This is a genomic window from Pseudomonas sp. JY-Q (assembly GCF_001655295.1).
Classification (GTDB): Bacteria; Pseudomonadota; Gammaproteobacteria; order Pseudomonadales; family Pseudomonadaceae; genus Aquipseudomonas; species Aquipseudomonas alloputida.
In genome coordinates this window covers 1,296,220-1,322,088 of the sequence record NZ_CP011525.1, presented here as the reverse complement: position 1 = coordinate 1,322,088, position 25,869 = coordinate 1,296,220, and the positions used below count along the sequence as shown (strand labels likewise).

General features: G+C 62.9%; 19 protein-coding genes. 11 read left to right on the top strand and 8 right to left on the bottom strand.

Annotated elements, in window-relative coordinates; all coding sequences use genetic code 11:
* Positions 1-26: 26 nt before the first annotated feature.
* Together AA098_RS05835 and AA098_RS05830 are read left to right on the top strand one after the other, a co-directional pair.
* Positions 27-1,709, top strand: coding sequence for a ShlB/FhaC/HecB family hemolysin secretion/activation protein (locus AA098_RS05835; protein WP_060545971.1), 1,683 nt, complete (start codon positions 27-29; stop codon positions 1,707-1,709).
* Between the two features lie 27 nt (positions 1,710-1,736).
* Entirely contained in the window at positions 1,737-6,263 is a 4,527-nt protein-coding gene (locus tag AA098_RS05830; protein WP_064613930.1) for a hemagglutinin repeat-containing protein, read from the top strand.
* Positions 6,264-6,426: 163 nt separating this feature from the next.
* Here AA098_RS05830 and AA098_RS05825 read toward each other — a convergent pair whose 3' ends face one another.
* Positions 6,427-7,062, bottom strand: coding sequence for a Pr6Pr family membrane protein (locus AA098_RS05825; RefSeq protein WP_064613929.1), 636 nt, complete (start codon positions 7,060-7,062; stop codon positions 6,427-6,429).
* 1 nt (position 7,063) lies between these two features.
* Positions 7,064-7,285, bottom strand: coding sequence for a VF530 family DNA-binding protein (locus AA098_RS05820; RefSeq protein WP_003252112.1), 222 nt, complete (start codon positions 7,283-7,285; stop codon positions 7,064-7,066).
* A gap of 164 nt (positions 7,286-7,449) precedes the next feature.
* On the opposite strand from AA098_RS05820, the gene AA098_RS05815 reads away from it, so the two are divergent.
* The 3 genes from AA098_RS05815 (at position 7,450) to AA098_RS05805 (ending at position 13,567) form a co-directional block, all read left to right on the top strand.
* Positions 7,450-9,495 (top strand): TonB-dependent receptor, encoded by a 2,046-nt coding sequence (locus tag AA098_RS05815; protein WP_060537736.1) that lies wholly within the window; start codon positions 7,450-7,452, stop codon positions 9,493-9,495.
* 295 nt (positions 9,496-9,790) lie between these two features.
* Positions 9,791-11,125 carry a carbohydrate porin gene (locus AA098_RS05810; protein ID WP_064613928.1) on the top strand — a complete coding sequence of 445 codons (1,335 nt, stop codon included), beginning with the start codon at positions 9,791-9,793 and terminating at the stop codon, positions 11,123-11,125.
* A 30-nt stretch (positions 11,126-11,155) separates the two neighbouring features.
* Entirely contained in the window at positions 11,156-13,567 is a 2,412-nt protein-coding gene (locus tag AA098_RS05805; protein ID WP_019752450.1) for a glucose/quinate/shikimate family membrane-bound PQQ-dependent dehydrogenase, read from the top strand.
* A 181-nt stretch (positions 13,568-13,748) separates the two neighbouring features.
* Here AA098_RS05805 and AA098_RS05800 read toward each other — a convergent pair whose 3' ends face one another.
* Positions 13,749-14,699, bottom strand: a complete 951-nt coding sequence (locus tag AA098_RS05800; protein WP_004577666.1) for an IS110 family transposase — start codon at positions 14,697-14,699, stop codon at positions 13,749-13,751.
* A gap of 382 nt (positions 14,700-15,081) precedes the next feature.
* On the opposite strand from AA098_RS05800, the gene lon reads away from it, so the two are divergent.
* The 4 genes from lon to cmoB all read left to right on the top strand — a co-directional run bounded on the left by lon (position 15,082) and on the right by cmoB (position 19,829).
* A complete protein-coding gene (gene lon / locus AA098_RS05795; RefSeq protein WP_012053599.1) occupies positions 15,082-17,499 on the top strand; it encodes an endopeptidase La in 2,418 nt (805 codons plus the stop codon).
* A gap of 151 nt (positions 17,500-17,650) precedes the next feature.
* Positions 17,651-18,043, top strand: a complete 393-nt coding sequence (locus tag AA098_RS05790; protein WP_003252079.1) for a protease inhibitor I42 family protein — start codon at positions 17,651-17,653, stop codon at positions 18,041-18,043.
* A gap of 89 nt (positions 18,044-18,132) precedes the next feature.
* Positions 18,133-18,876 carry a carboxy-S-adenosyl-L-methionine synthase CmoA gene (gene cmoA / locus AA098_RS05785; protein ID WP_004575434.1) on the top strand — a complete coding sequence of 248 codons (744 nt, stop codon included), beginning with the start codon at positions 18,133-18,135 and terminating at the stop codon, positions 18,874-18,876.
* On the top strand, positions 18,873-19,829 hold the full coding sequence (gene cmoB, locus AA098_RS05780) for a tRNA 5-methoxyuridine(34)/uridine 5-oxyacetic acid(34) synthase CmoB (RefSeq protein ID WP_054888638.1): 957 nt from the start codon (positions 18,873-18,875) through the stop codon (positions 19,827-19,829). Before cmoA ends, cmoB begins: the two co-directional genes overlap by 4 nt.
* Positions 19,830-19,898: 69 nt before the next feature.
* Here cmoB and AA098_RS05775 read toward each other — a convergent pair whose 3' ends face one another.
* Positions 19,899-20,102, bottom strand: coding sequence for a hypothetical protein (locus tag AA098_RS05775; protein ID WP_003252072.1), 204 nt, complete (start codon positions 20,100-20,102; stop codon positions 19,899-19,901).
* A 310-nt stretch (positions 20,103-20,412) separates the two neighbouring features.
* Here AA098_RS05775 and AA098_RS05770 point away from each other — a divergent pair, with 310 nt between their 5' ends.
* Together AA098_RS05770 and AA098_RS05765 are read left to right on the top strand one after the other, a co-directional pair.
* Positions 20,413-21,087, top strand: a complete 675-nt coding sequence (locus AA098_RS05770) for a heavy metal response regulator transcription factor (protein ID WP_003252070.1) — start codon at positions 20,413-20,415, stop codon at positions 21,085-21,087.
* A complete protein-coding gene (locus AA098_RS05765) occupies positions 21,084-22,466 on the top strand; it encodes a heavy metal sensor histidine kinase (protein WP_054888637.1) in 1,383 nt (460 codons plus the stop codon). The genes AA098_RS05770 and AA098_RS05765 overlap by 4 nt, the downstream gene beginning before the upstream one ends.
* 65 nt (positions 22,467-22,531) lie before the next feature.
* Here the strand turns inward: AA098_RS05765 and pdxJ are convergent, their stop codons facing one another.
* From pdxJ to rnc, 4 genes are all read right to left on the bottom strand, one after another.
* Entirely contained in the window at positions 22,532-23,254 is a 723-nt protein-coding gene (gene pdxJ, locus AA098_RS05760; RefSeq protein ID WP_012053601.1) for a pyridoxine 5'-phosphate synthase, read from the bottom strand.
* Between the two features lie 61 nt (positions 23,255-23,315).
* Positions 23,316-23,999, bottom strand: a complete 684-nt coding sequence (gene recO / locus AA098_RS05755) for a DNA repair protein RecO (protein WP_064613927.1) — start codon at positions 23,997-23,999, stop codon at positions 23,316-23,318.
* A gap of 169 nt (positions 24,000-24,168) precedes the next feature.
* A complete protein-coding gene (gene era, locus AA098_RS05750) occupies positions 24,169-25,071 on the bottom strand; it encodes a GTPase Era (RefSeq protein ID WP_003252061.1) in 903 nt (300 codons plus the stop codon).
* On the bottom strand, positions 25,064-25,753 hold the full coding sequence (gene rnc / locus AA098_RS05745; protein WP_003252059.1) for a ribonuclease III: 690 nt from the start codon (positions 25,751-25,753) through the stop codon (positions 25,064-25,066). The genes era and rnc overlap by 8 nt, the downstream gene beginning before the upstream one ends.
* Between the last annotated feature and the right edge of the window lie 116 nt (positions 25,754-25,869).

Below are 25,869 nucleotides of genomic sequence, written 5' to 3'. Positions count from 1 at the left end.
CCGTACATCATTTGCGGGGTGCTTCAATGCCGTGCCTGATTCACCGCATCGCCCATTGGCTGTCGGCCAGTTGCCTGTCAGGCGTGCTGTCCATTCCCCACGTGCTGGCCGACGACCCTGCCAGCCAGCAGTTGCGCGATCAACAGCATGGGCTGCGGCAACTGGAGCAACAGCAGCGGCTGGAGCGCTGGCGGCGCATCCCCGCCCCGACTGAACCGACCAACAGCACTTCCCAGCGACCGCACGATGATCGCTGCTGGGCAGTCGATGGCGTGCGCGTGGCGGGCATGCACCGGCTTTCGAGCTCGGCACTGGCGCCCACCCTCCGTGCGCTCACGCCTGCCTGCATGGGCATCGCCGACATCAATCGGCTGCTCAAAGCCATCACCCAACGTTATGTACAAGCCGGCTACCCAACCAGCCGCCCCTACCTGCGACAGCCCCCAGAACAGGGCATGCCGTTGGACATCGTCATTGTCGAAGGCTTTGTCGAAACCATCGAGCTGGCAGGGCCCGACCTGCCCCTGTCCCTCTCCAGTGCCTTCCCAGGCCTGCTCGGGCAGCCACTGTACCTGCCCGACCTTGAGCAAGGCCTGGACCAGCTCAACCGCCTACGCGCCTATGAACTGGGCGCCACCTTGCTGCCCGGCGAACTGCAAGGCGGCACCCGCGTGGTCGTGCAGCCGGGCAAGGTTGCTTCACGCTGGCACCTGGACAGCCGCTTCGACAACCGGGGCAGCGAGCTGACCGGCCGCCACCGCGTCAACCTCGGCATTGGCCTGGACAGCCCGCTTGGCCTCAATGATGAGCTGCGCCTGTCGTGGACCCGCACGGTGCTCGATACGCCCGGCCAAAGCCGAGGGATATCGTTGTACTACAGCATCCCCTACGGCGCCTGGACCTTTGCCCTCAGCGCCAGCCAGCTAAGCTATCAAGCCCCACTCCCCTACAGCGACAAGGCTGCCGACGGCAGCAGCAGCTATCAGGGCCTGAGTGTCGAGCGGGTGTTGTGGCGCAACCAGCAAGGCATGCTCAGCGCCAGCGCCCGGCTGGACCGCAAGCAGCTGATCAACCGCAGCGCTGGCGCAGTTATCGTCCAGCAGAGCCCGACGCTGGCCACGGTAGAGGCCGGCCTCAACCTGCTGTGGCTCGAAAATGGCTTGTGGAACGGCTACTTCGGCGTTGCCCAAGGCATTGACGCATTGGGTGCCGACCGCGCGCCCCTGGGTGCTCAACGCCTGCGCCCGGACTTTCGCAAATACCGCGCCAACCTGCTGCACCTGCGTCAGGGCCCGGCACCCAACCCTTGGCGCTGGCAGAGCGAGCTGGCCCTGCAGTACAGCCGCGACCTGTTGCCTGCCGTCGAACAACTGCTGGTCAGCGACGATTCGGCTGTCCGCGGCTTTCGTCTGCACACTTACTCCGGTGCCAGCAGCGCCGTCTGGCGCAATACGTTCAGCCAAGCGCTGCCACTGACCTGGGCCCACCCCTTCGAGATACGCCCCTACATCGGCCTGGACCAGGGCTGGGTTCGCACCGCCGAAGGCAAACCGTCACAGCGCCTGGCCGGGGCCGCCGCAGGGTTGGAGCTGAGCCTGCCCGGCAGCCGCCTGCGCCTGGACTACCAACGCGCCTTGTACACCAGTGACCTGCCCCGCCCGCTGCTGGAGCCCGGCTTCTGGGTGCTGGACTGGACCCTGAACATCTGATTCACCCACAACAAAGAGAACGAGAAAATGCAAACACTCTCGCAGTTACCGCCTGTTCGCCCGGATACCTTGCGCTGGGCAATCTTCCTCGCCGTGCTCGGGCCCAGCGCCGCACTGGCTCAGACAGGACTGGAAGCAGCCAGCGGCCCCGGGGGGACCCCGGTCATCCACAATGGCCACGGGGTGCCGGTGATCGACATCGTGCCGCCCAACGCCAAGGGGCTGTCACACAACCAGTTCATCGACTACAACGTTGCCACCCCTGGCCTGGTGCTGAACAACGCCACCGCAGCCGGGCAGTCGCAACTGGCCGGTGCCCTGGCGGCCAACCCGCAATTTCAAGGCCAGGCCGCCTCGACCATTCTTAACGAAGTGGTCAGCCGCAACGCCTCGCTGATCGAGGGGCCGCAGGAAATCTTCGGGCGCCCGGCCGACTACATACTGGCCAACCCCAATGGCATCACCCTCAATGGCGGCAGTTTCATCAACACCACCCGCGCAGGCTTCGTGGTGGGCACCCCGCAATTCGAGGAGCAACAGCTCAGGTATCTCGATACGCTCACGGCCAGTGGCACCCTGCAGGTACTGGAGCATGGCCAGGGCAATGCCGGTGGCGCACTCGAACTGATCGCACCACGCGTGGACAGCAAAGGCCTGCTCATGGCCAGCGAAACGCTCGACATCACCGTCGGTCGCAACCGTATCGACAGCCGCAGCGGCGAGGTGGTCGAACACCTGCCCAGCCCCTCGTCGAGCATTGATGCCAGCCTGTTCGGCGCCATGCGCGCCGGGCGTATCCGTGTGGTAAGTACCGCCGAAGGCGCGGGTGTGCGTGTGGGGGCCTCGCAGATTCTGGGCGCCGAGGGGGTCGACATCAGCTCGGCCGGGGGCCTGCATGTCAGTGGCAGTGGCGACCGCCCGACCGAGCTGCGCAGCGAGCGCGGCGTGCTGAAACTCACCGCTGCCGATGACCTGATGCTTGAAACGGTCGACGGCCAGGCCCCGCGAATCGAAGCAAGGGCGGGCAAGAAACTCACACTGGACGCCAAGACAATCGAGCACATCAAGCACGACAGTGACAGCTGGAACAAGAAGTTCTGGTTCGTCACCCGCGAAACCTACAACAGCAAAACCACCACCACCCACCAGCAGCAACAGGGCAGTCAATTGCTGGGCACTGACAGCGTGCTGTTGCAGTCCGGCGACGACATGCGCATGACCGCAGCGAAGGTGGACGCCGGTAGCGAGCTGATGGTCGACAGCGGTGCCGGCCTGGACATCCTCGCCGGCATCGACAGCAAACGCACCGAACAGCAGGTGCGTCATCGCAAGGATTTATGGCGCGGTGACAGCGATAGCGACCAGCTCAAGGAAACCGCAAAGGGCAGTACCCTGAGCGCCGGGCACATGTCGATAAAGGCAAGCGACAACCTCAACGTGCAGGGCAGCAGCCTGCACAGCCGCGGCGATCTGGCTATCCAGGCAAAACAGGCCGACATCGGTACCACCACCTTGCAGGAACACGGTACCCAACGCGATTACCGAGGCGACCTGGTATCCGGTACATTCTTTGGCGATCGAAAAGGTAACGACACCGAGGGCCAGGTCGTCGCGGGCAGCACCATAACCAGCGATGGCGAGCTCACAGTCAGAGCCGACCAGGTCGCCATCAAAGGCAGTACCGTGTTCGGTAAAAAGGACGCGGTGCTCTACAGCGAGAACGGTTCGCTGGCCATCGCGGCGGACCATGGCAGCACGACCTCCACCCAGCGCACCAGTGACAGTAAGCTGTTCGGCCTGATCGGCAGCACGCACGAAAGCACGGACCGCAAACAGCAGGTACTGGTCAGCGACGTCAGCTCGACCAGCAACCTGCGCCTGGCCAGCGCCGAAGAGATGCGCATCCAGGGCGCCAAGGTCGAAGCGGGCAAGCACCTGCAAGTCGAAGCCAAAGGCGACCTGCTGATTGGCAGTGCGCAATCGGTCGATGAACGCGAAACCCGCGACCAACAACGCAGTTTCACGGCCAGCGCCAGACAGACCCAGGAAGCCGAGGATGGCAAGCCCGAGTCTCGCCAATACGCGGCTGGCGTGGCGTATGAGGTCGTGACCACCACCAGCAAGCAGCGCGCGACCAGCCAGGTTGCCAGTGAGCTCAAGGGTGCCTCGGTGGGCATGAGCAGCAGCGCGCACCTGCAGGTCAACGGCAGCAAGGTCCAGGCCACTGCCGGCGACCTCGATGTGCAGGCGCGGGAAGTGACACTGGGGGCGACCCGCAACGACCGTGACGTAGTCACCAGCACCACCGAAAGTGGTGGCGGGCTGACGGTAACCGGTGGCATCGACCGCCTGGGCAGTTTGTTCGAAGGCCATCACAACCGCGAGGTGCAAGCCGAACGCGAAAGCAAGGTGCAGCGCAGCGAGTTGCAGGCCAGCGGCGATCTGAAATTGCGCAGTGATGCACTGCTCACCGAGGCCGTGCACGTTGAGGCCGGCAACACCCTGCAGGTGACCGCCGAACGCATCGACAACCGTGCAGTGCAGGATACCCATGAACATGAACAAAGCCGTGACGACTGGTCGGGTAGCCTGGGCGCCAGTATCGAATACCGCGACCTGACCCGCCCTATCGAACGCCTGGTGCTGGGTGAGGAAGCCGCGCGCTTCCAGCAAGCCTCGCCCGAAGACGCCATGGCACCGCCCAGCGTGGGTGCCGACATGACGGTTGAACACCTCAAGCGCCTGGAAAACCAGCGCCGTGGCATTGCTCAGGTCAGCGAGTTGTCCGCAGCAAAGGTCGAGGTCAAGGCTGACACACTGGCCGACCAGGGCACAGCCTGGCGGGCCAATGCCGGCTCGCTGAAAATCGAGGCGCAGCAGCACCAGGTGAGCGCCGCCGAAAATACCCAGGAAACCACCGTTCAACGCCTGGCCTATGGTGGCGACGCGCGCCTGGACACCAGCACCGGCGAGGACTTGAATGTACGCGCCGCCGGCAAAGGAGGGTCGCTGGATAAAAAGGATATCGCCAGCACCGCCGTGCCCGGCAGCCTTTACGGGCAACAGGGTATCCAGGTACAGCTGGGCAGCGATGGCCGCTACGAAGGGGCCCGCATCGATGGCGGTGAAGGCAGCGTGGTCATGCACAGTGCAGGGTCGTTGGCCCTACCCCAGGCGACCGACCAGGCCGAACAGCAGTCACGCCAGCTCGATGGCAATGCCTGGGCCAAAGTCGGCAACCGCCCGGGCAGCACCGGCGTCGATGGTCGGGGCTATCTGGACCATGGCCAGAAGCTGAGCACGCAGAGCAAGGCACAAGTGGCACAAATCGACGCCAAGGGCGAAGTTCAACTGACCAGCGCCGGCGACCTGTTGCTCGAAGGCACCCGCATTGGCAACCGCGAGGCCAAGGCCGGCGACATACGGGTACAAAGCGGCGGCCAGTTGCAGGTCAAGGCGGCCAGCAACACCCAGCAGGCCACAGGCGCCAACCTGGGTGGCGGCATGGAGCTGGCGGCCAAGGCTGGCCAGACCCAGGGGGGAGCCATAGGCGGCCACTTCAGCCACGGCAAGCAGGACGAACATGCACGTCAGGCGGTCGATGCCCAGTTTGCCAGCAACGGCACACTGACCCTGACCAGCAGCGCCCGCGATGACATCGCCCTGCACCTGCAAGGCCTGCAGGCCTCGGCCGAACAGATCACCCTCGACGCCTCGAATGGCGGCATGCTGGTTGAAGCCTCTTCCAGCCAGGAGCGACGCGACAACCTCGACATCTCGGCCGGCGCCGGTTTCAACATGGCCAAGGGCGCGTTGGACACCCGCGGCCTGCATGGCCGGCTCAAGGTAGAGCTCGACAAGCGCGACAGCCTCACCTGGAATACCAGTGACCTGCGCGCCGAGCGCATCGACCTGCAAAGCCGCGGCGATACCCGCATCGAGAGTGCCACCCTGGATGCAAAGCATATTGGCGGCACAATCGACGGTGACCTGCGCATCGCCAGCCTCAAGGACAACGTCAACACCCTGAGCGTGAAGGGCGATGTCAGGCTGAGCCAAGAGAAAAACCCGCAGGGCTATGTCAACGCGGCCAAATCGGTGGCAGGGCCGCTGGGAGGCAAGGTCGAGAAAACGGCCGGTTCTGCCCTGAGCAAGGCAGACCCAGGGTTCTCGCCGACCGTCAGCCTCGACGTGTCGCATGCACAGCGCGACAACGTGACGCGTCAGACCACGCTTAAAAGCAGCGACGGCATCGACCTGCAGGTCGGTGGCAACGCTCATCTGGTAGGGGCACGCTTGCAGTCGGCCAAAGGCGACGTGAGGCTCGACGCCAACTCGGTCACCCAGGAAACGCTAAGCGGCAATGACTATCGCCGAGACCTGTCGCTCGATGCGTCCAACTCACCGGTGGATCTGGGCACGGCAATCGCCGAGATAGCCAAAAGCAAAATGGCGGCGGATGGGGAAAATGCGCTGGACCTGGGTGTGTTGAGAACCAGTGGGCATAGTCGCAGCGAGCAATGGGCTTCGAGCATGCAAGGGAAGAAGCACTAAGACGCAATCGCGGCCCTGGCAATTTGGGGGCATCAGAAATCTTGTGCCCTGCTGCTGATACCCAGGCACCGCGTGTCCCCCGCTTCCACAGCGAATACCACAGCCCCCTGGGCGTGTGATTGCTCTGTGGGAGCGGGCTTGCCCGCGAAGTGGCCGGTACAGGTCAAGCCAACCTGTGCAGCCCCCGCCACCGATCCAGCCCAAGCAACACCAGCCCTATCCCCCAGAAACCCGCCAGCACCCCAAGGGCGTTGAGCATCACCTGCCCATACCCCAGACTGGCCACATCAATGAACGGATAGGCATACACGCCAATCTCGCTCCCCCGCCACAACGCATAACCAAAGTAGACCGCCGGGTACACCGCCCACACCAGCAAATGCCATAGCCGCAACCTGCCCTTGGGCACCTCGCACCACCAGTACAGGGCATACAGCACCGGCATCACGTCGTGCAGCAACTCGTCCGCCAGCCATTGCCAACCCTGTGGTTGCCACAAATGACGCAGCAGCACGCTGTAGGCCAGCGCCACCAGCACGATACTGGCGGCCACTGCAGAGCTTACCGAGGGCGACAGGAAAAAGCGTTTGCCACGGCCTTCCCGGCCGAATGCGGCATAGCTCAGCACCGTCGCCACCAGGGTATTGGTCAGCACGGTGAAATAGCCAAACACATTGATCAGGCCGCCAATCAGGCTGGCCTGTTCCTGCCAACGCGCCAGCAGTACCAGGTTCACCTGCACGGCCAGGCCGAACCAGCCAAGCACAGCCATGCCGGTCAGCCAAGGGCGACACGACATGTCAGGCCTGACGCTGCAGCTTCACGTACAGCTGCTCGACCTTTTCCCGCGCCCATGGCGTTTTGCGCAGAAAAGTCAGGCTCGACTTGATGGTCGGGTTGCTCTTGAAACAGCGCACGTCTATGCGCTCGGCCAGGCCCTGCCATTGGTAGTGCGCCACCAGCTCGGTGAGGATCTGTTCAAGGGTCTTGCCGTGCAGCGCGTTGTGTTGGGCCGTGCTCATGCTGTGCTCCGTAGGAAAGATGCGCACCTTACACGAGTGTAGTGGCGGGTGGGATCAGTCATGGCGACAGAAAAATCGCTGGCCATGGGCAAAACCTATGTGCTGAAATAGTTATGTTATGTTGTAACACTATAAAAGCCTCTGCCAAGGAACGCCCCATCCCCATGCTGTACTCACCGCTTCGCCTCTCTCCTCTCGCCGTTGCGCTCTGGCTGGCCTCATCGCCCAGCCAGGCCGTAGAGCTCGAACCCCAGGTCATCACCGCCAACCCGCTGGGCAACCGCCAACTGGCGGCTCCCAGCACCGTGCTCGAAGGCGACAACCTGCTGCAACAGCAGCACGGCAGCCTCGGTGAAACCCTGAACAAGCAGCCCGGTGTCGCCTCTACCTGGTTCGGCCCTGGCGCCAGCCGACCGGTCATTCGCGGCCTGGACGGCGACCGCATCCGCATTCTGCGCAACGGCGTCGGCGCCCTGGATGCCTCGTCGCTGTCCTACGACCACGCCGTGCCCCTGGACCCGGTGACGGTCGACCGTGTCGAAATCGTCCGTGGCCCGGCCGCCTTGATGTATGGCGGTAACGCCATCGGCGGCGTGGTCAACACCTTCGACAACCGCATCCCGGACTCGCCGATCGAGGGCATCCACGGTGCCGGTGAACTGCGTTACGGCGGCGCGGACACCACCCGCAGCAGCGCCGGCAAGCTGGAGGCCGGCGACGGCGCCTTCGCCCTGCACCTGGACGCCAACAGCCGCCAGTTCAACGACCTGCGCATCCCGGGCTACGCACGCAGCGCCAAGGTGCGCGATGCCGACGAGCCCGGCAGCAAACACCGCCTGGAAAACAGCGACGGTCGCCAGGACGGCGGCGCAATCGGTGGTGCCTACCACTGGGACCACGGCTACGCCGGCCTGTCGTACAGCCGCTACGACAGCAACTACGGCTCGGTGGCCGAGTCCGGCGTGCGCCTGGACATGAAACAGGATCACTACGCCTTCGCCTCCGAACTGCGCGACCTCGACGGCCCTTTCAGCTCGGTCAAGGTAGATGCCGGCTACACCGACTACGAACACAGCGAAATCGAGGAAGGCGAGGTCCATACCACCTTCAAGAACAAGGGCTACGAAGCCCGCATCGAAGCCCGTCACCAGCCGCTCGGGCCGATTGAAGGGGTGATCGGTGCCCAGGTCAGCCGCAACGAATTCTCCGCCCTGGGCGAGGAAGCCTTCGTCCCGCACACCGATACCGACAGCCTGGCGCTGTTCATGCTGGAGCAGTGGCAAGCCACCGAACGCCTGAACCTGAGCCTGGGCGCGCGCATGGAACACACCCGCGTAGACCCGGACGCCAAAGGCAACGAGAACTTCGTCGACGCCGACAGCGCCAGCAGCTTCAACGCCTTCAGCCTGTCGTCGGGGGCCGTGTACCAACTCGACCCGGTCTGGTCGCTGGCCGCCAACCTCGGCTACACCGAGCGCGCCCCTACCTTTTACGAGCTGTACGCCAATGGCGCGCACGTAGCCACCGGCGCGTTTGAAGTCGGTGACGCCAGCCTGAACAAGGAAAAGGCGATTTCCGCCGACCTGGCGCTGCGCTTCGACAACGGCACCCACAAGGGCAGTGTTGGGGTGTTCTACAGCCACTTTCGCAACTACATCGGCCTGATCGGCACCGGCAACCTGCGTGAAGGCGGGCATGATCACGACCATGACGAGGATGACCACGACCACGATCATGACGACGGCTACCCGGAATATCAGTACCAAGGTGTGCGGGCGCGCTTCTACGGCATCGAGGCCCAGGACCGCTGGCAGTTGGCCGAGAACCGTTACGGCAGCTTTGCGCTGGAGTTGTCCGGTGACTACACCCGGGCCAAGAACCTGGACAGCGGCGAGCCACTGCCCCGCATCGCCCCGCTGCGCCTGAACAGCGGTCTGGTCTGGGAACTGGACCGCTGGCAGGCGCGAGTAGACGTGCAGCACGCTGCGTCGCAGCACCGCAAACCCGCCAACGAAACCGGCACCGATGGCTACACCACCTTGGGGGCGAGCGTTGGCTACCGCTTCGACATTGGCCAGAGCCAGTGGCTGGCGTTTGTACGCGGCGAAAACCTCACCGACCAGACCGTGCGCTACGCCAGTTCGATCCTGCGCGATATCGCACCGGCGCCGGGGCGCAGTGTGGAAGTCGGGTTGCGTACCACCTTCTGAACCATAAGCGACGAAGATCGGTGTAGGAACGGGTTCACCCGCGAAGACGATGGTAGGTCAACCGGCGCATTCGCGGGTGAACCCGCTCCTACACCGGCCTCGATTAATGACGACTGTTGCCCGTTCAACAACAATCCTCTGCGACAATTTGTCTTTTTTTCTTACAACTTCCCCTATATCCTCCCCGCCGCAAGCTGAAACGCTTCATCGAACAACCTTGTCGCCATATCCATTGAGGGGCTCGCCCTTCGATGCGCTTGCCGTTTTTTCAATAATCAAAAGATAGCGCTATCTCATGTTCCAACTGCCTAAAACCTGTTACATCGGCCTCGCCCTCAGTGCCTTGGCAACCCCCGCCAGCGCCAGCGAAATGTTCGCCAGCGACTCCCCGTGGATGCTCGGCGACTGGGGTGGAACCCGCAGCGAACTGCTGGAAAAGGGCTACGATTTTACCCTTGGCTACACCGGCGAGATGGGCAGCAACCTGCACGGCGGCTACGACCACGACCGCACCGCGCGCTACAGCGACCAGTTCACCTTTGGCAGCCACCTGGACCTGGACAAGATCCTCGGCTGGCACGACACCGAACTCCAACTGACCGTCACCGAGCGTCACGGCGACAACATCAGCAACGACCGCATCAACGACCCGCGTGTCGGCGGCTTCACCTCCGCCCAGGAAGTCTGGGGCCGCGGCGAAACCTGGCGGCTGACGCAAATGTGGATCAAGCAGAAGTACTTCGACGGTGCGCTGGACGTGAAATTCGGCCGCTTCGGTGAAGGCGAGGACTTCAACAGCTTCCCTTGCGACTTCCAGAACCTGGCCTTCTGCGGCTCGCAGGTGGGCAACTGGGTGGGTGGCATCTGGTACAACTGGCCAGTCAGCCAGTGGGCCCTGCGCGTGCGCTACAACCTTACCTCTGAGCTGTACGTACAGGTCGGCGTCTTCGAGCAGAACCCTTCCAACCTTGAATCTGGCAATGGTTTCAAGCTCAGCGGCAGCGGCACCCAAGGTGCGGTAATGCCGTTCGAACTGGTATGGACCCCACGTATCCAAGGCCTGAAAGGGGAATATCGTGCCGGCTACTACTACAGTAATGCCAAGGCACAAGATGTTCTCAAGGACAGCAACGGTCAGCCGGCCGCCATCAGCGGCGCCGCCTACCGCAGCAGCTCGAGCAAGCACGGCTTGTGGATTGGCGCCCAGCAGCAGGTCACCTCGCTGGCGTCCGACCAGTCACGCGGCTTGAGCGTGTTCACCAACGCCACCGTGCATGACAAGAAGACCAATGCCATCGACAACTATGTGCAGGCAGGACTGGTATTCAAAGGGCCCTTCGATGCCCGCGCCAAGGACGACATCGGTTTCGCCCTGGCCCGCGTGCACGTCAACCCTGCCTATCGCAAGAACGCCCGCCTGGCCAACCAGGCCGCCGGCCTCTACGACTACGACAACCCAGGCTTCCTGCCCGTGCAGGACACCGAGTACAGCGCCGAGCTGTACTACGGCATCCATTTGGCCGACTGGCTCACGGTACGCCCCAACCTGCAGTACATCCGCCACCCGGGCGGAGTGTCGCAGGTGGATGGCGCCCTGATCGGCGGCCTGAAGATCCAGAGCAGTTTCTAACCCCTTTTTTGACCTGACGGAGAACCTACGATGAGCACTGAAGGTGCGAACCAAGGAAGCCGCTGGCTACCGCGCCTGATTGGCGCGCTGCTGTTGCTGATGGGCCTGGCCCTGCTGGCCGGCGGTATCAAGCTGAGCCAGCTGGGCGGATCGCTGTACTACCTGATCGCCGGTATCGGCTTTGCCCTTTCGGGCATCCTGCTGCTGGCCCAACGCCAGATCGCCCTGGGCCTGTATGGCCTGGTGCTGCTGGGCAGCACCGTTTGGGCTCTGCTCGAAGTGGGCCTGGACTGGTGGCAACTGGTGCCCCGTCTGGCCATCTGGTTCGCCATCGGCGTGGTGCTGCTGCTTCCGTGGGCACGTCGCCCGCTGATCGGCCCGGCCAGCAAAGCCAATACTGCACTGCTCGGCCTGGCAGTGGTCGCTTCGGGCGCTTGCGCGCTGGGCAGCCAGTTCACCCATCCCGGTGAAGTGTTCGGCGAACTGGGCCGCGACAGCAGCGAAATGGCCAGTGCCGCACCGGCCATGCCCGACGGCGAATGGCAGGCTTACGGCCGTACCGAGCATGGCGACCGCTACTCGCCGCTGCACCAGATCACCCCGCAGAACGCCTACCGCCTGGAAGAGGCCTGGCGCATTCGCACCGGTGATCTGCCGACCGAAAACGACCCGGTGGAGCTGACCAACCAGAACACCCCGCTGAAGGTCAACGGCATGCTCTACGCCTGCACCGCGCACAGCCGCCTGCTGGCGCTGGACCCGGACACTGGCGCGGAAATCTGGCGCTACGACCCGCAGGTCAAGAGCCCGACCGGCACCTTCAAGGGCTTTGCCCACATGACGTGCCGTGGCGTCTCGTACTATGACGAAAACCGCTACGTCAGCCGCGACGGCAGCCCGGCGCCGAAAATTACCGACGCAGGCCAGGCCGTGGCCCAAGCCTGCCCACGTCGCCTCTACCTGCCGACTGCAGATGCCCGCCTGATCGCCATCAACGCCGACAACGGCAAGGTCTGCGAAGGCTTCGCCAACCAGGGCGTGATCGACCTCACCACCGGCATTGGCCCGTTCACCGCCGGCGGCTATTACTCCACCTCGCCTGCTGCCATTACCCGTGACCTGGTGATCATCGGTGGCCACGTCACCGACAACGAGTCGACCAATGAGCCGTCCGGGGTGATCCGCGCCTACGACGTGCACGACGGCCACCTGGTGTGGAACTGGGACAGCAACAACCCGGACGACACCAAGCCATTGGCTGCCGGCAAAATGTATAGCCGCAACTCGGCCAACATGTGGTCAATCGCCAGCGTCGACGAAGACCTTGGCATGATCTACCTGCCGCTGGGCAACCAGACCCCGGACCAGTGGGGCGCCGACCGCACCCCAGGCGCCGAGAAGTACAGTGCCGGCGTGGTCGCCCTTGACCTGGCCACCGGCAAGGCACGCTGGAACTATCAGTTCACCCATCACGACCTGTGGGACATGGACGTCGGCAGCCAGCCGACCCTGGTACACCTGAAAACCGACGATGGCGTGAAACCGGCAATCATCGTACCGACCAAGCAAGGCAGCCTGTACGTGCTCGACCGCCGCGACGGTACGCCAATCGTGCCGATCCGCGAGATCCCCACCCCACAAGGCGCAGTGGAAGGCGACCACACCTCGCCAACCCAGGCTCGTTCCGACCTCAACCTGCTCGGCCCAGAGCTGACCGAACAGGCCATGTGGGGCGCCACGCCTTTCGACCAGATGCTGTGCCGCATCCAGTTCCGCGAACTGCGCTACGAAGGCCAGTACACCCCGCCATCCGAACAAGGTTCGTTGGTCTACCCCGGCAACGTAGGTGTATTCAACTGGGGCAGCGTGTCGGTCGACCCGGTGCGCCAGTTGCTGTTCACTTCGCCCAACTACATGGCGTTCGTGTCGAAGATGGTCCCGCGTGAGCAGGTTGCCGAAGGCAGCAAGCGAGAAAGCGAGACCAGCGGCGTGCAGCCGAACACCGGTGCACCGTATGCAGTGACCATGCACCCGTTCATGTCGCCGCTCGGCGTACCGTGCCAGGCACCCGCCTGGGGCTACGTCGCCGCCATCGACCTGTTCACCAACAAGGTGGTGTGGAAACACAAGAACGGCACCACCCGGGACAGCACTCCGGTGCCGATCGGCCTGCCGGTTGGCGTGCCAAGCATGGGTGGCTCGATCGTCACCGCCGGTGGCGTCGGTTTCCTCAGCGGCACGCTCGACCAGTACCTGCGCGCCTATGACGTGAACAACGGCAAGGAGTTGTGGAAAGCACGCCTGCCAGCGGGTGGCCAGGCTACGCCGATGAGCTACACCGGCAAGGACGGCAAGCAATATGTGCTGGTGACTGCCGGCGGCCATGGCTCGCTGGGCACCAAGATGGGCGATTACATCATCGCTTACAAATTAGCTGAGTAAGCGACACCGCTCCCGCAGGCTCAACCCTGTGGGAGCAACTGTCTTGCTCAATTTCTAAAAGCTGGCGCCTTCCCTGTGGGAGCGGGCTTGCCCGCGAACACGGGCGAAGCCCGTGCCATCCACCACGGTGTTGGCTTCGCGGGCAAGCCCGCTTCCACGCGGCTCACGCTGCGTTCTGGATTTACGTTGTACTTTCAGGCTGCGGTAGCACTAGATCGAGCCATGATGTACCCGTTCTGAGCATGGCATTTAACCGCACGATGAACGTTCTCATGCAGGCCACGATAGCGACTTTGGGAAGTTTTCCGCGCTCCCGCAGTGACTGATAACGAGCCTTGAGTGCTGGGTTGTATCTCATCGCCACAAGGCATGCCATGTACAGCGATCGCCTGACCGCAAATCGTCCGCCAGAGATAGAGCGCTTGCCCATGAATTTCCCACTGTCGTGGTTGAAGGGCGCCACTCCGACCAGGGAGGCAATTTCTCTGGATTCAACCCGACCCAGCTCCGGCAGCAGCGCTACTAGCTTGCCCGCTGTCACCATCCCAATGCCTTTCACTTTAATCAGTTGGGTAACCCGTTCGTCGTTCAGCATCGCGGTTTGCTGTTCGATCTCACGCTCAACCAGTTTGATCTGCGCTTTGAAGTGTTTCAGGTTGGCATTCAGGTAGTTAGCAACTGCAGTCGATTGCACCTGCTTCAGGCGCCGCAGGTCGTCATCTCGCTGTTGAACCAACCGATCACGTTGCTGAAGCAACTCTCGCAGAAGCGCTCGTTCGGGGCTGATTCGCAGGGAGGGTTGATCTGGAATGACTTCGGCATAGTGCGCCAGAACCTCGGCGTCGATGGCGTCAGTCTTGGCCTTGATGCCTAAAGAGTCAGCGAATGACCTGGCTCGCCTGGGATTAACGCGTATGACCTTGTAGCCAGCGTCCTGTAGAAAACGCATGACATCTCGCTCGTAGCCACCCGTTGCCTCTAACAGGACGCGCTTGATACTGAGCTTGCGAAGGCTCTCCAGTAGCGCCTCAAAGCCTGTGGGATCATTGCTTAAATGCATTTTGATGCCCTGTGGCCGCACCGCAGCATCAAGGGAGAGACTGGAAACATCGATACCCAAGAAGGAAGCCATCACCAAAACCTCCTAAACTCAACACAGTGAGAGGACTTTGGCTTGGCCCACGCTTGTGATTCGAGATCAGAGCCGCATCCAACTGTTCGGGCTCTCGCCAAAGTGGAACGGTGAATGGCAGCTTATGCTCCCACACGTGCTCAAGGCACCTACGGCATTCAGCTTGCCATTCACCGCTCTCACTCCAGATTCTAATCCCCCATCAAGACACAAGCGGCCTTGTGTCGCGATTGGCTCGCGCAGCGGCCCCAACACTCTAGAATGCTGGATGGATGCTGGGGCTGCTGCGCAGCCCAATCGCGACACAAGGCCACTCCCATACCATTGAAACCCATCCCCTCCCGCCCCATCTAAGCACCATAGTCATTCACGCAGGTGCCCCATGAGCGACCAGCAGGATTTCCCGGAACACCCGGACGAACACAGCGAAGTCGAACACACCCTCCAGGCCGAAACCGGCCACGCCCTCGCCCTGCCCGGCCAGCAGCTGCCGGACAAGGTCTACGTCATCCCGATCCACAACCGCCCGTTCTTCCCGGCACAGGTACTGCCGGTCATCGTCAATGAAGAACCCTGGGCCGAAACGCTCGACCTGGTGGCCAAGTCACCGGACCACTGCCTGGCGCTGTTCTTCATGGACACCCCGCCAGAAGACCACCGCCACTTCGACACCTCGGCACTGCCGCAGTACGGCACGCTGGTCAAGGTGCACCATGCCAGCCGCGAAAACGGCAAATTGCAGTTTGTCGCCCAGGGCCTGTCCCGGGTGCGTATCCGCAACTGGCTCAAGCACCACCGCCCGCCCTACCTGGTCGAAGTCGAATACCCGCGCCAGCCCGCCGAGCCGACCGACGAGGTCAAAGCCTACGGTATGGCACTGATCAACGCGATCAAGGAGCTGCTGCCGCTCAACCCGCTGTACAGCGAAGAGCTGAAGAACTACCTCAACCGCTTCAGCCCCAACGACCCCTCGCCGCTCACCGACTTCGCCGCCGCGCTCACCTCGGCCACCGGCAACCAGTTGCAGGAAGTGCTCGACTGCGTGCCCATGCTCAAACGCATGGAAAAGGTACTGCCAATGCTGCGCAAAGAGGTGGAAGTCGCACGCTTGCAGAACGAGATTTCGGCCGAGGTCAACCGGCAGATCGGCGAGCACCAGCGCGAGTTTTTCCTCAAGGAACAACTCAAGGTCATCCAGCAGGAGCTGGGGCTGACCAAGGACGACCGCAGCGCCGACCTCGAACAGTTCGAACAGCGCCTGGAAGGCAAGACCCTGCCGCCCCAGGCACGCAAGCGCATCGATGAAGAGATGGGCAAACTGGCCATCCTGGAAACCGGCTCGCCCGAATACGCCGTCACCCGCAACTATCTGGAATGGGCCACCGCCCTGCCGTGGGGCGTGTACGGCAAAGACAAGCTCGACCTCAAACATGCGCGCAAAGTCCTCGACCAGTACCACGCTGGCCTCGACGACATCAAGGAGCGCATCCTCGAGTTCCTCGCCGTGGGCGCCTGGAAAGGCGAGATCAGCGGCTCGATCGTGCTGTTGGTGGGCCCGCCCGGTGTGGGCAAGACCAGCATCGGCAAGTCCATCGCCGAATCGCTCGGCCGGCCATTCTATCGCTTCAGCGTCGGCGGCATGCGTGACGAAGCCGAGATCAAGGGCCATCGCCGCACCTACATCGGTGCCCAGCCCGGCAAGCTGGTGCAGGCCCTGAAAGACGTCGAAGTGATGAACCCGGTGATCATGCTCGACGAAATCGACAAGATGGGCCAGAGCTACCAAGGTGACCCGGCATCAGCGTTGCTGGAAACCCTCGACCCCGAGCAGAACGTCGACTTCCTCGACCACTACCTCGACTTGCGCCTGGACTTGTCCAAGGTGCTGTTCGTGTGCACTGCCAACACCCTCGATTCGATACCCGGGCCGTTGCTCGACCGCATGGAAGTGATCCGCCTGTCCGGCTATATCACCGAAGAAAAAATGACCATCGCCAAGCGCCACCTGTGGCCCAAGCAGCTGGAAAAGGCCGGCGTTTCCAAGACCAGCCTCAGCATCAGCGACAGCGCACTGCGCCTGGTGATCGACGGTTATGCCCGCGAGGCCGGTGTGCGCCAGCTGGAGAAGCAACTGGGCAAACTGGTGCGCAAGGCCGTGGTCAAGCTGCTGGAAAACCCCGACGCCAAACTTAAGATCGGCACCAAAGACCTGGAGACCGCACTCGGCATACCGGTGTTCCGCAGCGAGCAGGTACTGGCTGGCAAAGGCGTTATCACCGGCCTGGCCTGGACCAGCATGGGCGGCGCCACGCTGCCGATCGAGGCGACCCGCATCCACACCCACAACCGCGGCTTCAAGCTGACGGGCAAACTGGGTGACGTGATGAAGGAGTCTGCCGAAATTGCCTACAGCTACATCAGCTCCAACCTCAAGCAATTTGGCGGGGATCCTGGTTTCTTCAACGAAGCGTTCATCCACCTGCACGTACCCGAAGGCGCCACGCCCAAAGACGGCCCCAGTGCCGGCATCACAATGGCCAGCGCGTTGCTTTCACTGGCCCGCGACCAGCCTGCCAAAAAGGGTGTCGCCATGACGGGCGAGCTGACCCTCACCGGTCAGGTACTGCCGATTGGCGGCGTGCGCGAGAAGGTGATTGCGGCGCGGCGGCAGAAGATTTTCGAACTGATCCTGCCGGAGCCCAACCGCGGCGACTTCGAAGAACTGCCGGACTACCTGCGCGAAGGCCTGACAGTGCATTTCGCCAAGCGCTTTGCCGACGTGGCGAAAGTGCTGTTCTAGCCTGTACCGGCCTCTTCGCGGGCAAGCCCGCGCCTGCACGGGTACGCTATCCCTGCAGGCGCGGGCTTACTCGCGAAAGGGCCGGCACAGGCAACACAAATGTCCTCGATCATCGGTTATCCTCAGGCCATCGCCAGCCTTCGGAGCCACCATGACCTCTCCTCGTCTGCTCGTTCCCCTGAGCTTCGCCCTGCTTTCTGCCTGCGCTCAACAACCCTCGCAGCCTGTTGACCTGGACGCCGAAAGCGAATGCCCAAAGCGCCTGCAGGTCGGTCAGGTCCTCACGCTTACCCTGCCCAGCAACCCCACCACCGGCTACCGCTGGCTGTTACAGAACCCGGCGCCCAACGTATTGCAAAGCCTTGGCCCCGAGGTTTACAGCGCGCCTGAAGACACCGGTATCGTCGGCAGCTCGGGCATGTCGACCTGGCGCTTCCAGGCCCGCGCTGCCGGCGAAGGGAACCTGGTATTGGTCTACCAGCAACCCTGGGCCCCGGAAGTGCGCCCGGTGCAGACCTTCGATTGCGCCATTCGGGTCAATTGAACGCACAGCGCTGGTCAGCCAACCATGCATCCCGGCTGCGGTTTGGCTAGAATGCGCCCCCTGCCTATCACCAGCCGCCTGGATTCGCCGTGAGCAAACAACCCGACCGCCTTTTCTCCCAACCCCTGGAGCAGGTGCCCGACTTCGTCTTCAACGAAGACGTCGTACGTGTGTTCCCGGACATGATCAAGCGCTCGGTGCCCGGTTACCCAACCATTGTCGAGAACCTCGGGGTTCTGGCCGCCCGGTTCGCCCAGCCAGGCACCGCACTGTACGATCTGGGCGCATCGCTGGGCGCCGTTACCCAGTCGCTGCGTCGCCATGTGCGCAGCGACGGCTGCAGGGTAATCGCGGTGGATAACTCCGCTGCCATGGTCGAGCGCTGCCGGCAGTACCTCACTGCACAAGATTCGATGTTCCAGGAGTTGCTGCCGGTGCACGTGCTGGAGGCCGATATCCTTGCCCTGCCCTTCGAGCCGGCCTCGGTAGTGGCGATGAACTTCACCCTGCAGTTCATTGCCCCTGACCAGCGCCTTGAACTGCTCGGGCGAATCCGCCAGGCGCTGCTGCCCGGCGGCGCGCTGATTCTGTCGGAGAAGCTGCGCTTCGCCGATGAGCAAGCGCAGGACCTGCTCAATGAACTGCACCTGGATTTCAAACGGGCCAATGGCTACAGCGAACTGGAGATCGCCCAGAAGCGCAGTGCCATCGAAAACGTGATGAAGCCCGATACACTCGAAACCCACCAGGAACGCCTGCGCGCAGCCGGCTTCTCGAAAGTGGTGCCTTGGTTCCAATGCCTTAACTTCGCCTCGTTGATAGCCCTGCCATGATCGATCTGTCTCCCCTCGTCCGCCGCCTGGCGGGCACGCCCCTGGCTTCCTGGTCGCAAGGCCTGCAAGCGCAACTCGACGCCAAGCTGGAAAAGGGTCACGGTGACCTCGACCGCTGGCGCGGGGCGCTGGAAGCCCTGCCCGCCCTGCAACCCAGTGAAGTCGACCTGGTCAACGGGTTGCGTCTGGATTGCGACTGCGACGACGCCACCCGCGCGCAGATGCGCCAGGCACTGATGGGCCTGTCGCCCTGGCGCAAGGGGCCATTCGACCTGTTTGGCGTGCACGTTGACACCGAATGGCGTTCGGACTGGAAGTGGTCGCGGGTCGGCCCGCACCTGGACCTCAAAGGCAAACGCGTACTCGACGTGGGCTGTGGCAATGGCTACTACCAATGGCGCATGCTCGGCGCCGGCGCAGACATGGTGGTTGGGGTCGACCCCAACTGGCTGTTCTTCTGCCAGTTCCAGGCCGTGCAGCAATACCTGCCGGAGTTACCGGCCTGGCACCTGCCGTTCGCCCTGGAAGACCTGCCCGCCAACCTTGAAGGTTTCGATACCGTGTTTTCCATGGGCGTGTTCTATCACCGCCGCTCGCCCATCGAGCACCTGTTGGCGCTCAAGGAATGCCTGGTCAAAGGTGGCGAGCTGGTGCTGGAAACGCTGGTTATCGAGGGCGACGAAAACCAGGTGCTGGTGCCTGAGGACCGCTACGCGCAGATGCGCAACGTCTGGTACCTGCCGTCGGTACCGGCGTTGGCCCGCTGGTTGCGCCGTGCCGGCTTCAGCGATGTGCGCTGCGTCGACGTGAGCGTGACCAGCGTCGAGGAGCAGCGCAGCACCGATTGGATGCGCTACCAGTCGCTGAGCGACTTCCTCGACCCGAACGACCACAGCAAGACCGTCGAAGGCCTGCCGGCCCCACGCCGCGCCACCCTGCTGGCGCGCAAATAAAAAAGGCGCCCGCAGGGGCGCCTGAATACACCTGCGGCGAGGAGCCGTCGCGGCGCAGGTGTCGTTACCTCAATCCTTGGCCACCTCACGCGCCTTCTCTTGCGCCTTGCGCTCGCGCTCGGCAACAGCCTGTTGCTTGTCGCCATGCAGACGCTGCTGGTCTTCGCGGAAGGCTTGCCAGAACTGCTTCGAGCGCTCCGCACCGCCCTCGGCATAAACACTGGCGCTGCCCAGGGCAAGGGTGGCCAACAGCAGGTATTTGGTCAGGTTCATCGTGTTTGCCTCGTAATAACCGATCAGACACGGCCATCCTAGCGAGGGCTGGCTAACGGCAAGGTGAGGCGGGGATTACAGTCCTGCAATGTGGCCTTGTGTGGACTGTTCGAACCTCTTCGCGGTTAAACCCGTTCCTACAGGCGCGGGTTTACCCGCGAAGAGGCCCGAATAGACAGCCAGATAACAGCAGAATTACAAATCCGTTATCTGCACCGCAGGCCTTTTTTCATGCCGTAACATTGGAGCGCTTGACCCTGATGTCACTACAGGGTCAAGAATCGCCCCCTTTCAATACACCGAGCCCCCCATGCGCCTACTGATCATCGAGGACGAGCTGCGTACCGCCGACTACCTGCAACAGGGCCTTCGCGAGAACGGTTACGTGGTCGACTGCGCCCACACAGGCACCGACGGCCTGCACCTGGCACGCCAACAGGCCTATGACCTGGTCATACTCGACGTCAACCTGCCCGAAATCGATGGCTGGACCGTGCTACAGCGGCTACGTGCCGAATCGGCCACGCGCATCATGATGCTGACCGCCCACGGTCGCTTGGCCGACCGGGTAAAAGGCCTGGACCTGGGCGCGGATGACTACCTGCTCAAGCCCTTTGAGTTCCCTGAGCTACTGGCGCGCATCCGCAGCCTGCTACGCCGCAACGACCAGCAACTGCAGCCCAGCACCCTGCGCGTCGCTGACCTGGAACTGGACCCCGGCCGCCACCGCGCCTACCGCGCCGGGCAGCGCATCGACCTGACCGCCAAGGAGTTCGCCCTGCTGCACCTGCTAATGCGCCAGACTGGCGAAGTGTTGTCGCGCACGCAAATCATCTCGCTGGTGTGGGACATGAACTTCGACTGCGACACCAACGTGGTCGAGGTCTCGATCCGGCGCCTGCGGGCGAAGATCGACGACCCGTTCGACAACAAGCTGATCCATACCCTGCGTGGTGTGGGCTACGTACTTGAGGCTCGCCTTTGAAAAACGCCAGCCTGTCGTTACGCCTGGGCCTGAGCGTGACATTGATGGGCGCCGCACTGGTGCTGCTGCTGGCCTGCCTGGCCGTGTTTGCCCTGGATCACGAACTGGACAGCCGCGCGCGCAAGGATTTGGCGCGCAAGATGCTTCAGGTCGAGCACAACCTGCGTGTCGACCTGCGCAGCGAGGACCTGGGCAGCCGCGCCCATCCACTGCTGGACCTGGTGATGGGGCATGACAACCTAAGCCTCAGTGTGCTGGCTCTCGACGGCCGCCACCCCCACCTGCTCAGCCTCGGCCCGGCCCTGGAATCGCGGGTCGGTGAACTGCACACCGATGCGCGCCTGACCTTTCACGCCTGGCGTGACAGCGGCGGTAACCAGATCCTCACCGTTACCCGGCTGATGCGCCTGCGCGACAACACCCCTGTCAAGGTGATGATGTCGCTCAACCGCGCCGACGACAACGCCCTGCTGCAAGCCTACCTGCACTCGACGTTGCTCGCCTTGCCACTGCTACTGGTTTTGATTGGTGCGGGGGCATGGTGGCTGATGCAGCGCGGCCTGAAACCATTGCGGCACTTCCGGCGCATTGCCGGGCAGGTGTCGGCCCAGGACCTGCAGCATCGCCTGCCCGCTACCGCCCTGCCGCAGGAACTGGCAGACCTGGCCGGCAGTATCAACGTGATGCTCGATCGACTCGACCAAGGTGTCAGGCAGCTGTCGCAGTTCTCTGACGACCTGGCCCATGAACTGCGCACACCGTTGAGCAACCTCATGGGCAAGGCGCAGGTGACACTGGCCCGTGAGCGGGACAACGCCAACTATCGGGAAGTGCTTGAAGACAGCATCGAAGAGCTGACCCGGCTCAACCGCATCATCAACGACATGCTGTTTCTTGCCCAGGTCAGCCAGCCGCATACGCAGGTTGCGTTGAAACCCTTGGCGCTGTCCGACGAGGCAGCGCGGGTTGTCGAGCTGTTTGCCTACAGTGCCGAGCTGAAAGAAATTGAGCTACGTGTTCAGGGCTGGGGGACAGCGCTGGGAGACCGGCTGATGTTTCAGCGGGCACTGTCGAACCTGTTGAGCAACGCCATACGGCACAGTCCCGAGAGTAAACCCGTGGCTCTGCGCATCGAACGCTCGGGCAGCGAAGTCAGGCTATCCGTAGAGAACCAGGGGCCGGGTGTGCCTGCAGAGCACCAGTCGCGCTTGTTCGAGCGGTTTTACCGGGTAGGTTCGGGGCGTTCGCGGCTGGAGGGCGGGACCGGGTTGGGGTTGGCGATCGTGAAGTCGATCATGCAGTTGCATGGCGGGCGGGTCGAGGTCAGCAGCAGCCCCCTGGGGCCTACCCGGTTTACCCTGGTGTTTCCTGCCGAGTGATCGGCCGCCTGTACCGGCCTCTTCGCGGGCTTGCCCGCGAAGAGGCCGGTACAGGCGGCCAACAATCAGCGCGAAGCCGCCACGATCAGCGCCTTCATCTCGGCCACAGCAGCCTTGAAGCCGACAAACAAGGCATGCGCCACCAGCGCATGGCCAATGTTCAGCTCATTGATACCCTTGATCGCCGCCACCGCCTCGACGTTGTGGTAGTGCAGCCCGTGACCCGCATTGACGATCAGCCCATGCCCCACGCCAAACGCCACACCCTCGACGATCCGCTGGAGCTCTTCAGCCACTTCGGTGGGGGTTTCGGCATCGGCATAACGGCCGGTGTGAAGCTCGATGGCCGGTGCGCCAACCCGACGCGAGGCCTCGATCTGCCGTTCGTCGGCGTCGATGAACAGCGACACCTCGGCACCGGTACGCGCCAGCCGTTCGACTGCAGCCTTGATCCGCGCTTCCTGCCCTGCCACATCCAGGCCACCTTCAGTGGTCAGCTCCTGACGGGTTTCGGGTACCAGGCAGATGTGCGCCGGGCGAATTTTCTCGGCAAAGGCCATCATCTCTTCGGTGACGCCCATCTCGAAGTTCATGCGGGTCTGCAGCACATCCTTGAGCAGCACAACGTCACGCTCCTGGATGTGCCGGCGGTCTTCACGCAGGTGCACGGTGATGCCATCGGCGCCTGCTTCCTCGGCGTCCAGGGCAGCCTTGACCGGGTCAGGGTAGCGCGTGCCACGGGCCTGGCGCAGGGTAGCCACGTGGTCGATGTTGACGCCAAGAAGCATGCGGTTGCTGTGAGTCACGAAAGGCTCTCCTGAAGATTGAGCCCAACAGCATACGTCCTGATCAGCGCTTGCGAAACAGTTCCCGGCTGACCAGCGGTTTTACCCCCAGGTGAACTGCCAGTGCCTGGCGCATCAGCCGCTTTGCAGCGAGCAAGGCGCCGGGTGCGTCCCAGTCGGCTTCAGCCAGGGCCAGCAACTCGATCCCACGAAACAGGCCGGGCTGCAACAGCTCGACCCGTTCCAGGCCGGCATCCACGCGCAGGCGATACAGGCCGTCGGCGGCGATCGGCTGGTCGTTGACGTCTTGGCGCAATGAAAACGCATACCCGAGTTCATCAAGCAGCCGCCATTCGAACGAACGCAGCAGAGGTTCCAGCGGGCGGCCTTCAGCCAGGGCCTGCAAGGTCAGGGTGTAGTGCTCGAAAATGGCCGGAAACGGTGCTTCGGCGGGCAGCAGCCGCATCAGCAACTCATTCAGGTACAACCCGCTGAACAGCGCATCGCCATGCAGCCAGGCGGCGATGCCGTTGCTGTCCATGCGGCCGACATTCTTCAGCTCGCCGCGCCCCCGCAGCTCTAGCTCCAGGAGGACGAACGGCCGCACCAGGCTACCGCCCTTACCCCGCGCGCGACGCAGCACGGCGCGCATGCGGCCCTGCGGGGTGAAAAAGTCCACCAGCGCGCTGGTTTCCTTATAGGCACGGCTGTGCAGCACGTAGGCTGGCTGGCCGACAGGTTGTTCCATTAAAAATCACTCGCGCCGAGGGTTGCACTGGCCCTTGTGGGAGCGGCCTTGTGTCGCGAAAAGGGCCGCAAAGCGGCCCCAGATTTTTAGCTTCGCAGCATAAATCGCCGGGGCTGCTGCGCAGCCCTATCGCGACAAAAGGCCGCTCCTACAGGGACCAGCGCGCGGCTTACAGGTCGCCGTAGCCCAGCGAACGCAGGGCGCGCTCGTCGTCGGACCAGCCGCCCTTTACCTTGACCCACAGGTTGAGCATGACCTTGGAATCGAACAGCACTTCCATGTCCTTGCGCGCCTCGGAACCGATGCGCTTGATGCGCTCACCCTTGTCACCAATGATGATTTTTTTCTGGCCATCGCGTTCAACCAGGATCAACGCGTGAATGTGCAGCACATGGCCCTGCTGCTTGAATTCTTCGATCTCCACGGTGATCTGGTACGGCAACTCCGCACCCAACTGGCGCATGATCTTCTCGCGCACCAGTTCGGCGGCCAGGAAGCGGCTGCTACGGTCGGTGATCTGGTCTTCGGGGAAGAAATGATCGTTCTCGGGCAGGTGCTTGGCGATCTGTGCTTCCAGCGCCTCGAGATTGTGCCCCTGCTGTGCGGAAATCGGCATCACCTCGGCGTTCGGCAGCTGCTCTTGCAGCCACTGCAGGTGCGGGATCAGCTCGGCTTTCTCTTCCATACGGTCGGTCTTGTTGACCGCGATGATCAGCGGGCCGGTGACATATTGCACGCGCTCCAGCACCAGTTGGTCCTCGTCGGTCCACTTGGTACGGTCGACCACGAAGATCACCACGTCGACGTCCTTGAGGGCCGCCGAGGCATTGCGGTTCATGTAACGGTTCAGGGCCTTGTCGTTGGCCTTGTGCATACCGGGGGTATCGACGTAGATGGCCTGCACATCACCTTCGGTCTTGATGCCGAGCATGTTGTGGCGGGTGGTCTGCGGCTTTCGCGAAGTAATCGCCAGCTTCTGGCCCAGGATGTGGTTGAGCAGGGTCGACTTGCCGACGTTGGGACGGCCAACAATGGCTACGTAGCCGCAGCGGGTCGGGTTGCTATCAGTCATTGCCATTCTCCACGCCCAGGGCGATCAGTGCAGACGCGGCGGCGACTTGCTCGGCAATACGCCGGCTAACGCCTTGACCACGGCTCTTGTTGTTCAGCAGTACCACTTCGCATTCGACGAAGAAGGTCCGGCAGTGTGGTTCACCCTGGATATCCACGACTTCGTAACGCGGCAGCTCACAGCTGCGCGACTGCAGGAACTCTTGCAGGCGGGTTTTCGGATCTTTATTGGTGTCGACCAGTGTCAGGCCTTCAAACTCATCGGCCAGCCAGGCCAGAATGCGCTCCCGGGCGGTGTCCATGTCAGCGTCCAGGTAGATGGCACCAATCAGTGCCTCCAGGGCGTCGGCCAGGATCGACTCGCGGCGAAAGCCGCCGCTCTTGAGTTCTCCGGAACCCAGGCGCAGGTAATCGCCCAGATCAAAACCACGGGCCAGACGGGCCAGGGTCTCCCCCTTGACCAACCGCGCACGCAGCCGCGACAACTGGCCTTCGCGAGCCTGCGGAAAACGCTCGAACAGCGCTTCGCCGGCAACGAAGTTGAGAATGGCGTCACCGAGGAACTCCAGGCGCTCATTGTTGCGCCCGGCGTAACTGCGATGGGTCAGTGCCAGGAGCATCTGGTCCTGGTTCTTGAAGGTGTAACCGAGCTTTCGCTCCAGACCGGCAAGGGAAGCACTCATGCGGCCACCCGATCGTTGTTCAACGCGTTGTTCAAATCAACATCCTGAAAGACTGTTTGGCTGTGGTCCGCCGATTGATGTGTGGCGAATCTCCCGATCCCTGAGAACACAGCCTA

What these genes read in the sequence shown, in the direction of transcription:
- AA098_RS05800 (WP_004577666.1), bottom strand. Translation starts at nt 14,699, where the DNA reads ATGGCTTCCTTCTTGGGTATCGATGTTTCCAGTCTCTCCCTTGATGCT.
- AA098_RS05810 (WP_064613928.1), top strand. Translation starts at nt 9,791, where the DNA reads ATGTTCCAACTGCCTAAAACCTGTTACATCGGCCTCGCCCTCAGTGCC.
- AA098_RS05770 (WP_003252070.1), top strand. Translation starts at nt 20,413, where the DNA reads ATGCGCCTACTGATCATCGAGGACGAGCTGCGTACCGCCGACTACCTG.
- AA098_RS05835 (WP_060545971.1), top strand. Translation starts at nt 27, where the DNA reads ATGCCGTGCCTGATTCACCGCATCGCCCATTGGCTGTCGGCCAGTTGC.
- era (WP_003252061.1), bottom strand. Translation starts at nt 25,071, where the DNA reads ATGACTGATAGCAACCCGACCCGCTGCGGCTACGTAGCCATTGTTGGC.
- AA098_RS05830 (WP_064613930.1), top strand. Translation starts at nt 1,737, where the DNA reads ATGCAAACACTCTCGCAGTTACCGCCTGTTCGCCCGGATACCTTGCGC.
- cmoB (WP_054888638.1), top strand. Translation starts at nt 18,873, where the DNA reads ATGATCGATCTGTCTCCCCTCGTCCGCCGCCTGGCGGGCACGCCCCTG.
- recO (WP_064613927.1), bottom strand. Translation starts at nt 23,999, where the DNA reads ATGGAACAACCTGTCGGCCAGCCAGCCTACGTGCTGCACAGCCGTGCC.
- AA098_RS05805 (WP_019752450.1), top strand. Translation starts at nt 11,156, where the DNA reads ATGAGCACTGAAGGTGCGAACCAAGGAAGCCGCTGGCTACCGCGCCTG.
- AA098_RS05775 (WP_003252072.1), bottom strand. Translation starts at nt 20,102, where the DNA reads ATGAACCTGACCAAATACCTGCTGTTGGCCACCCTTGCCCTGGGCAGC.
- pdxJ (WP_012053601.1), bottom strand. Translation starts at nt 23,254, where the DNA reads ATGCTTCTTGGCGTCAACATCGACCACGTGGCTACCCTGCGCCAGGCC.
- lon (WP_012053599.1), top strand. Translation starts at nt 15,082, where the DNA reads ATGAGCGACCAGCAGGATTTCCCGGAACACCCGGACGAACACAGCGAA.
- AA098_RS05790 (WP_003252079.1), top strand. Translation starts at nt 17,651, where the DNA reads ATGACCTCTCCTCGTCTGCTCGTTCCCCTGAGCTTCGCCCTGCTTTCT.
- AA098_RS05820 (WP_003252112.1), bottom strand. Translation starts at nt 7,285, where the DNA reads ATGAGCACGGCCCAACACAACGCGCTGCACGGCAAGACCCTTGAACAG.
- rnc (WP_003252059.1), bottom strand. Translation starts at nt 25,753, where the DNA reads ATGAGTGCTTCCCTTGCCGGTCTGGAGCGAAAGCTCGGTTACACCTTC.
- AA098_RS05815 (WP_060537736.1), top strand. Translation starts at nt 7,450, where the DNA reads ATGCTGTACTCACCGCTTCGCCTCTCTCCTCTCGCCGTTGCGCTCTGG.
- AA098_RS05825 (WP_064613929.1), bottom strand. Translation starts at nt 7,062, where the DNA reads ATGTCGTGTCGCCCTTGGCTGACCGGCATGGCTGTGCTTGGCTGGTTC.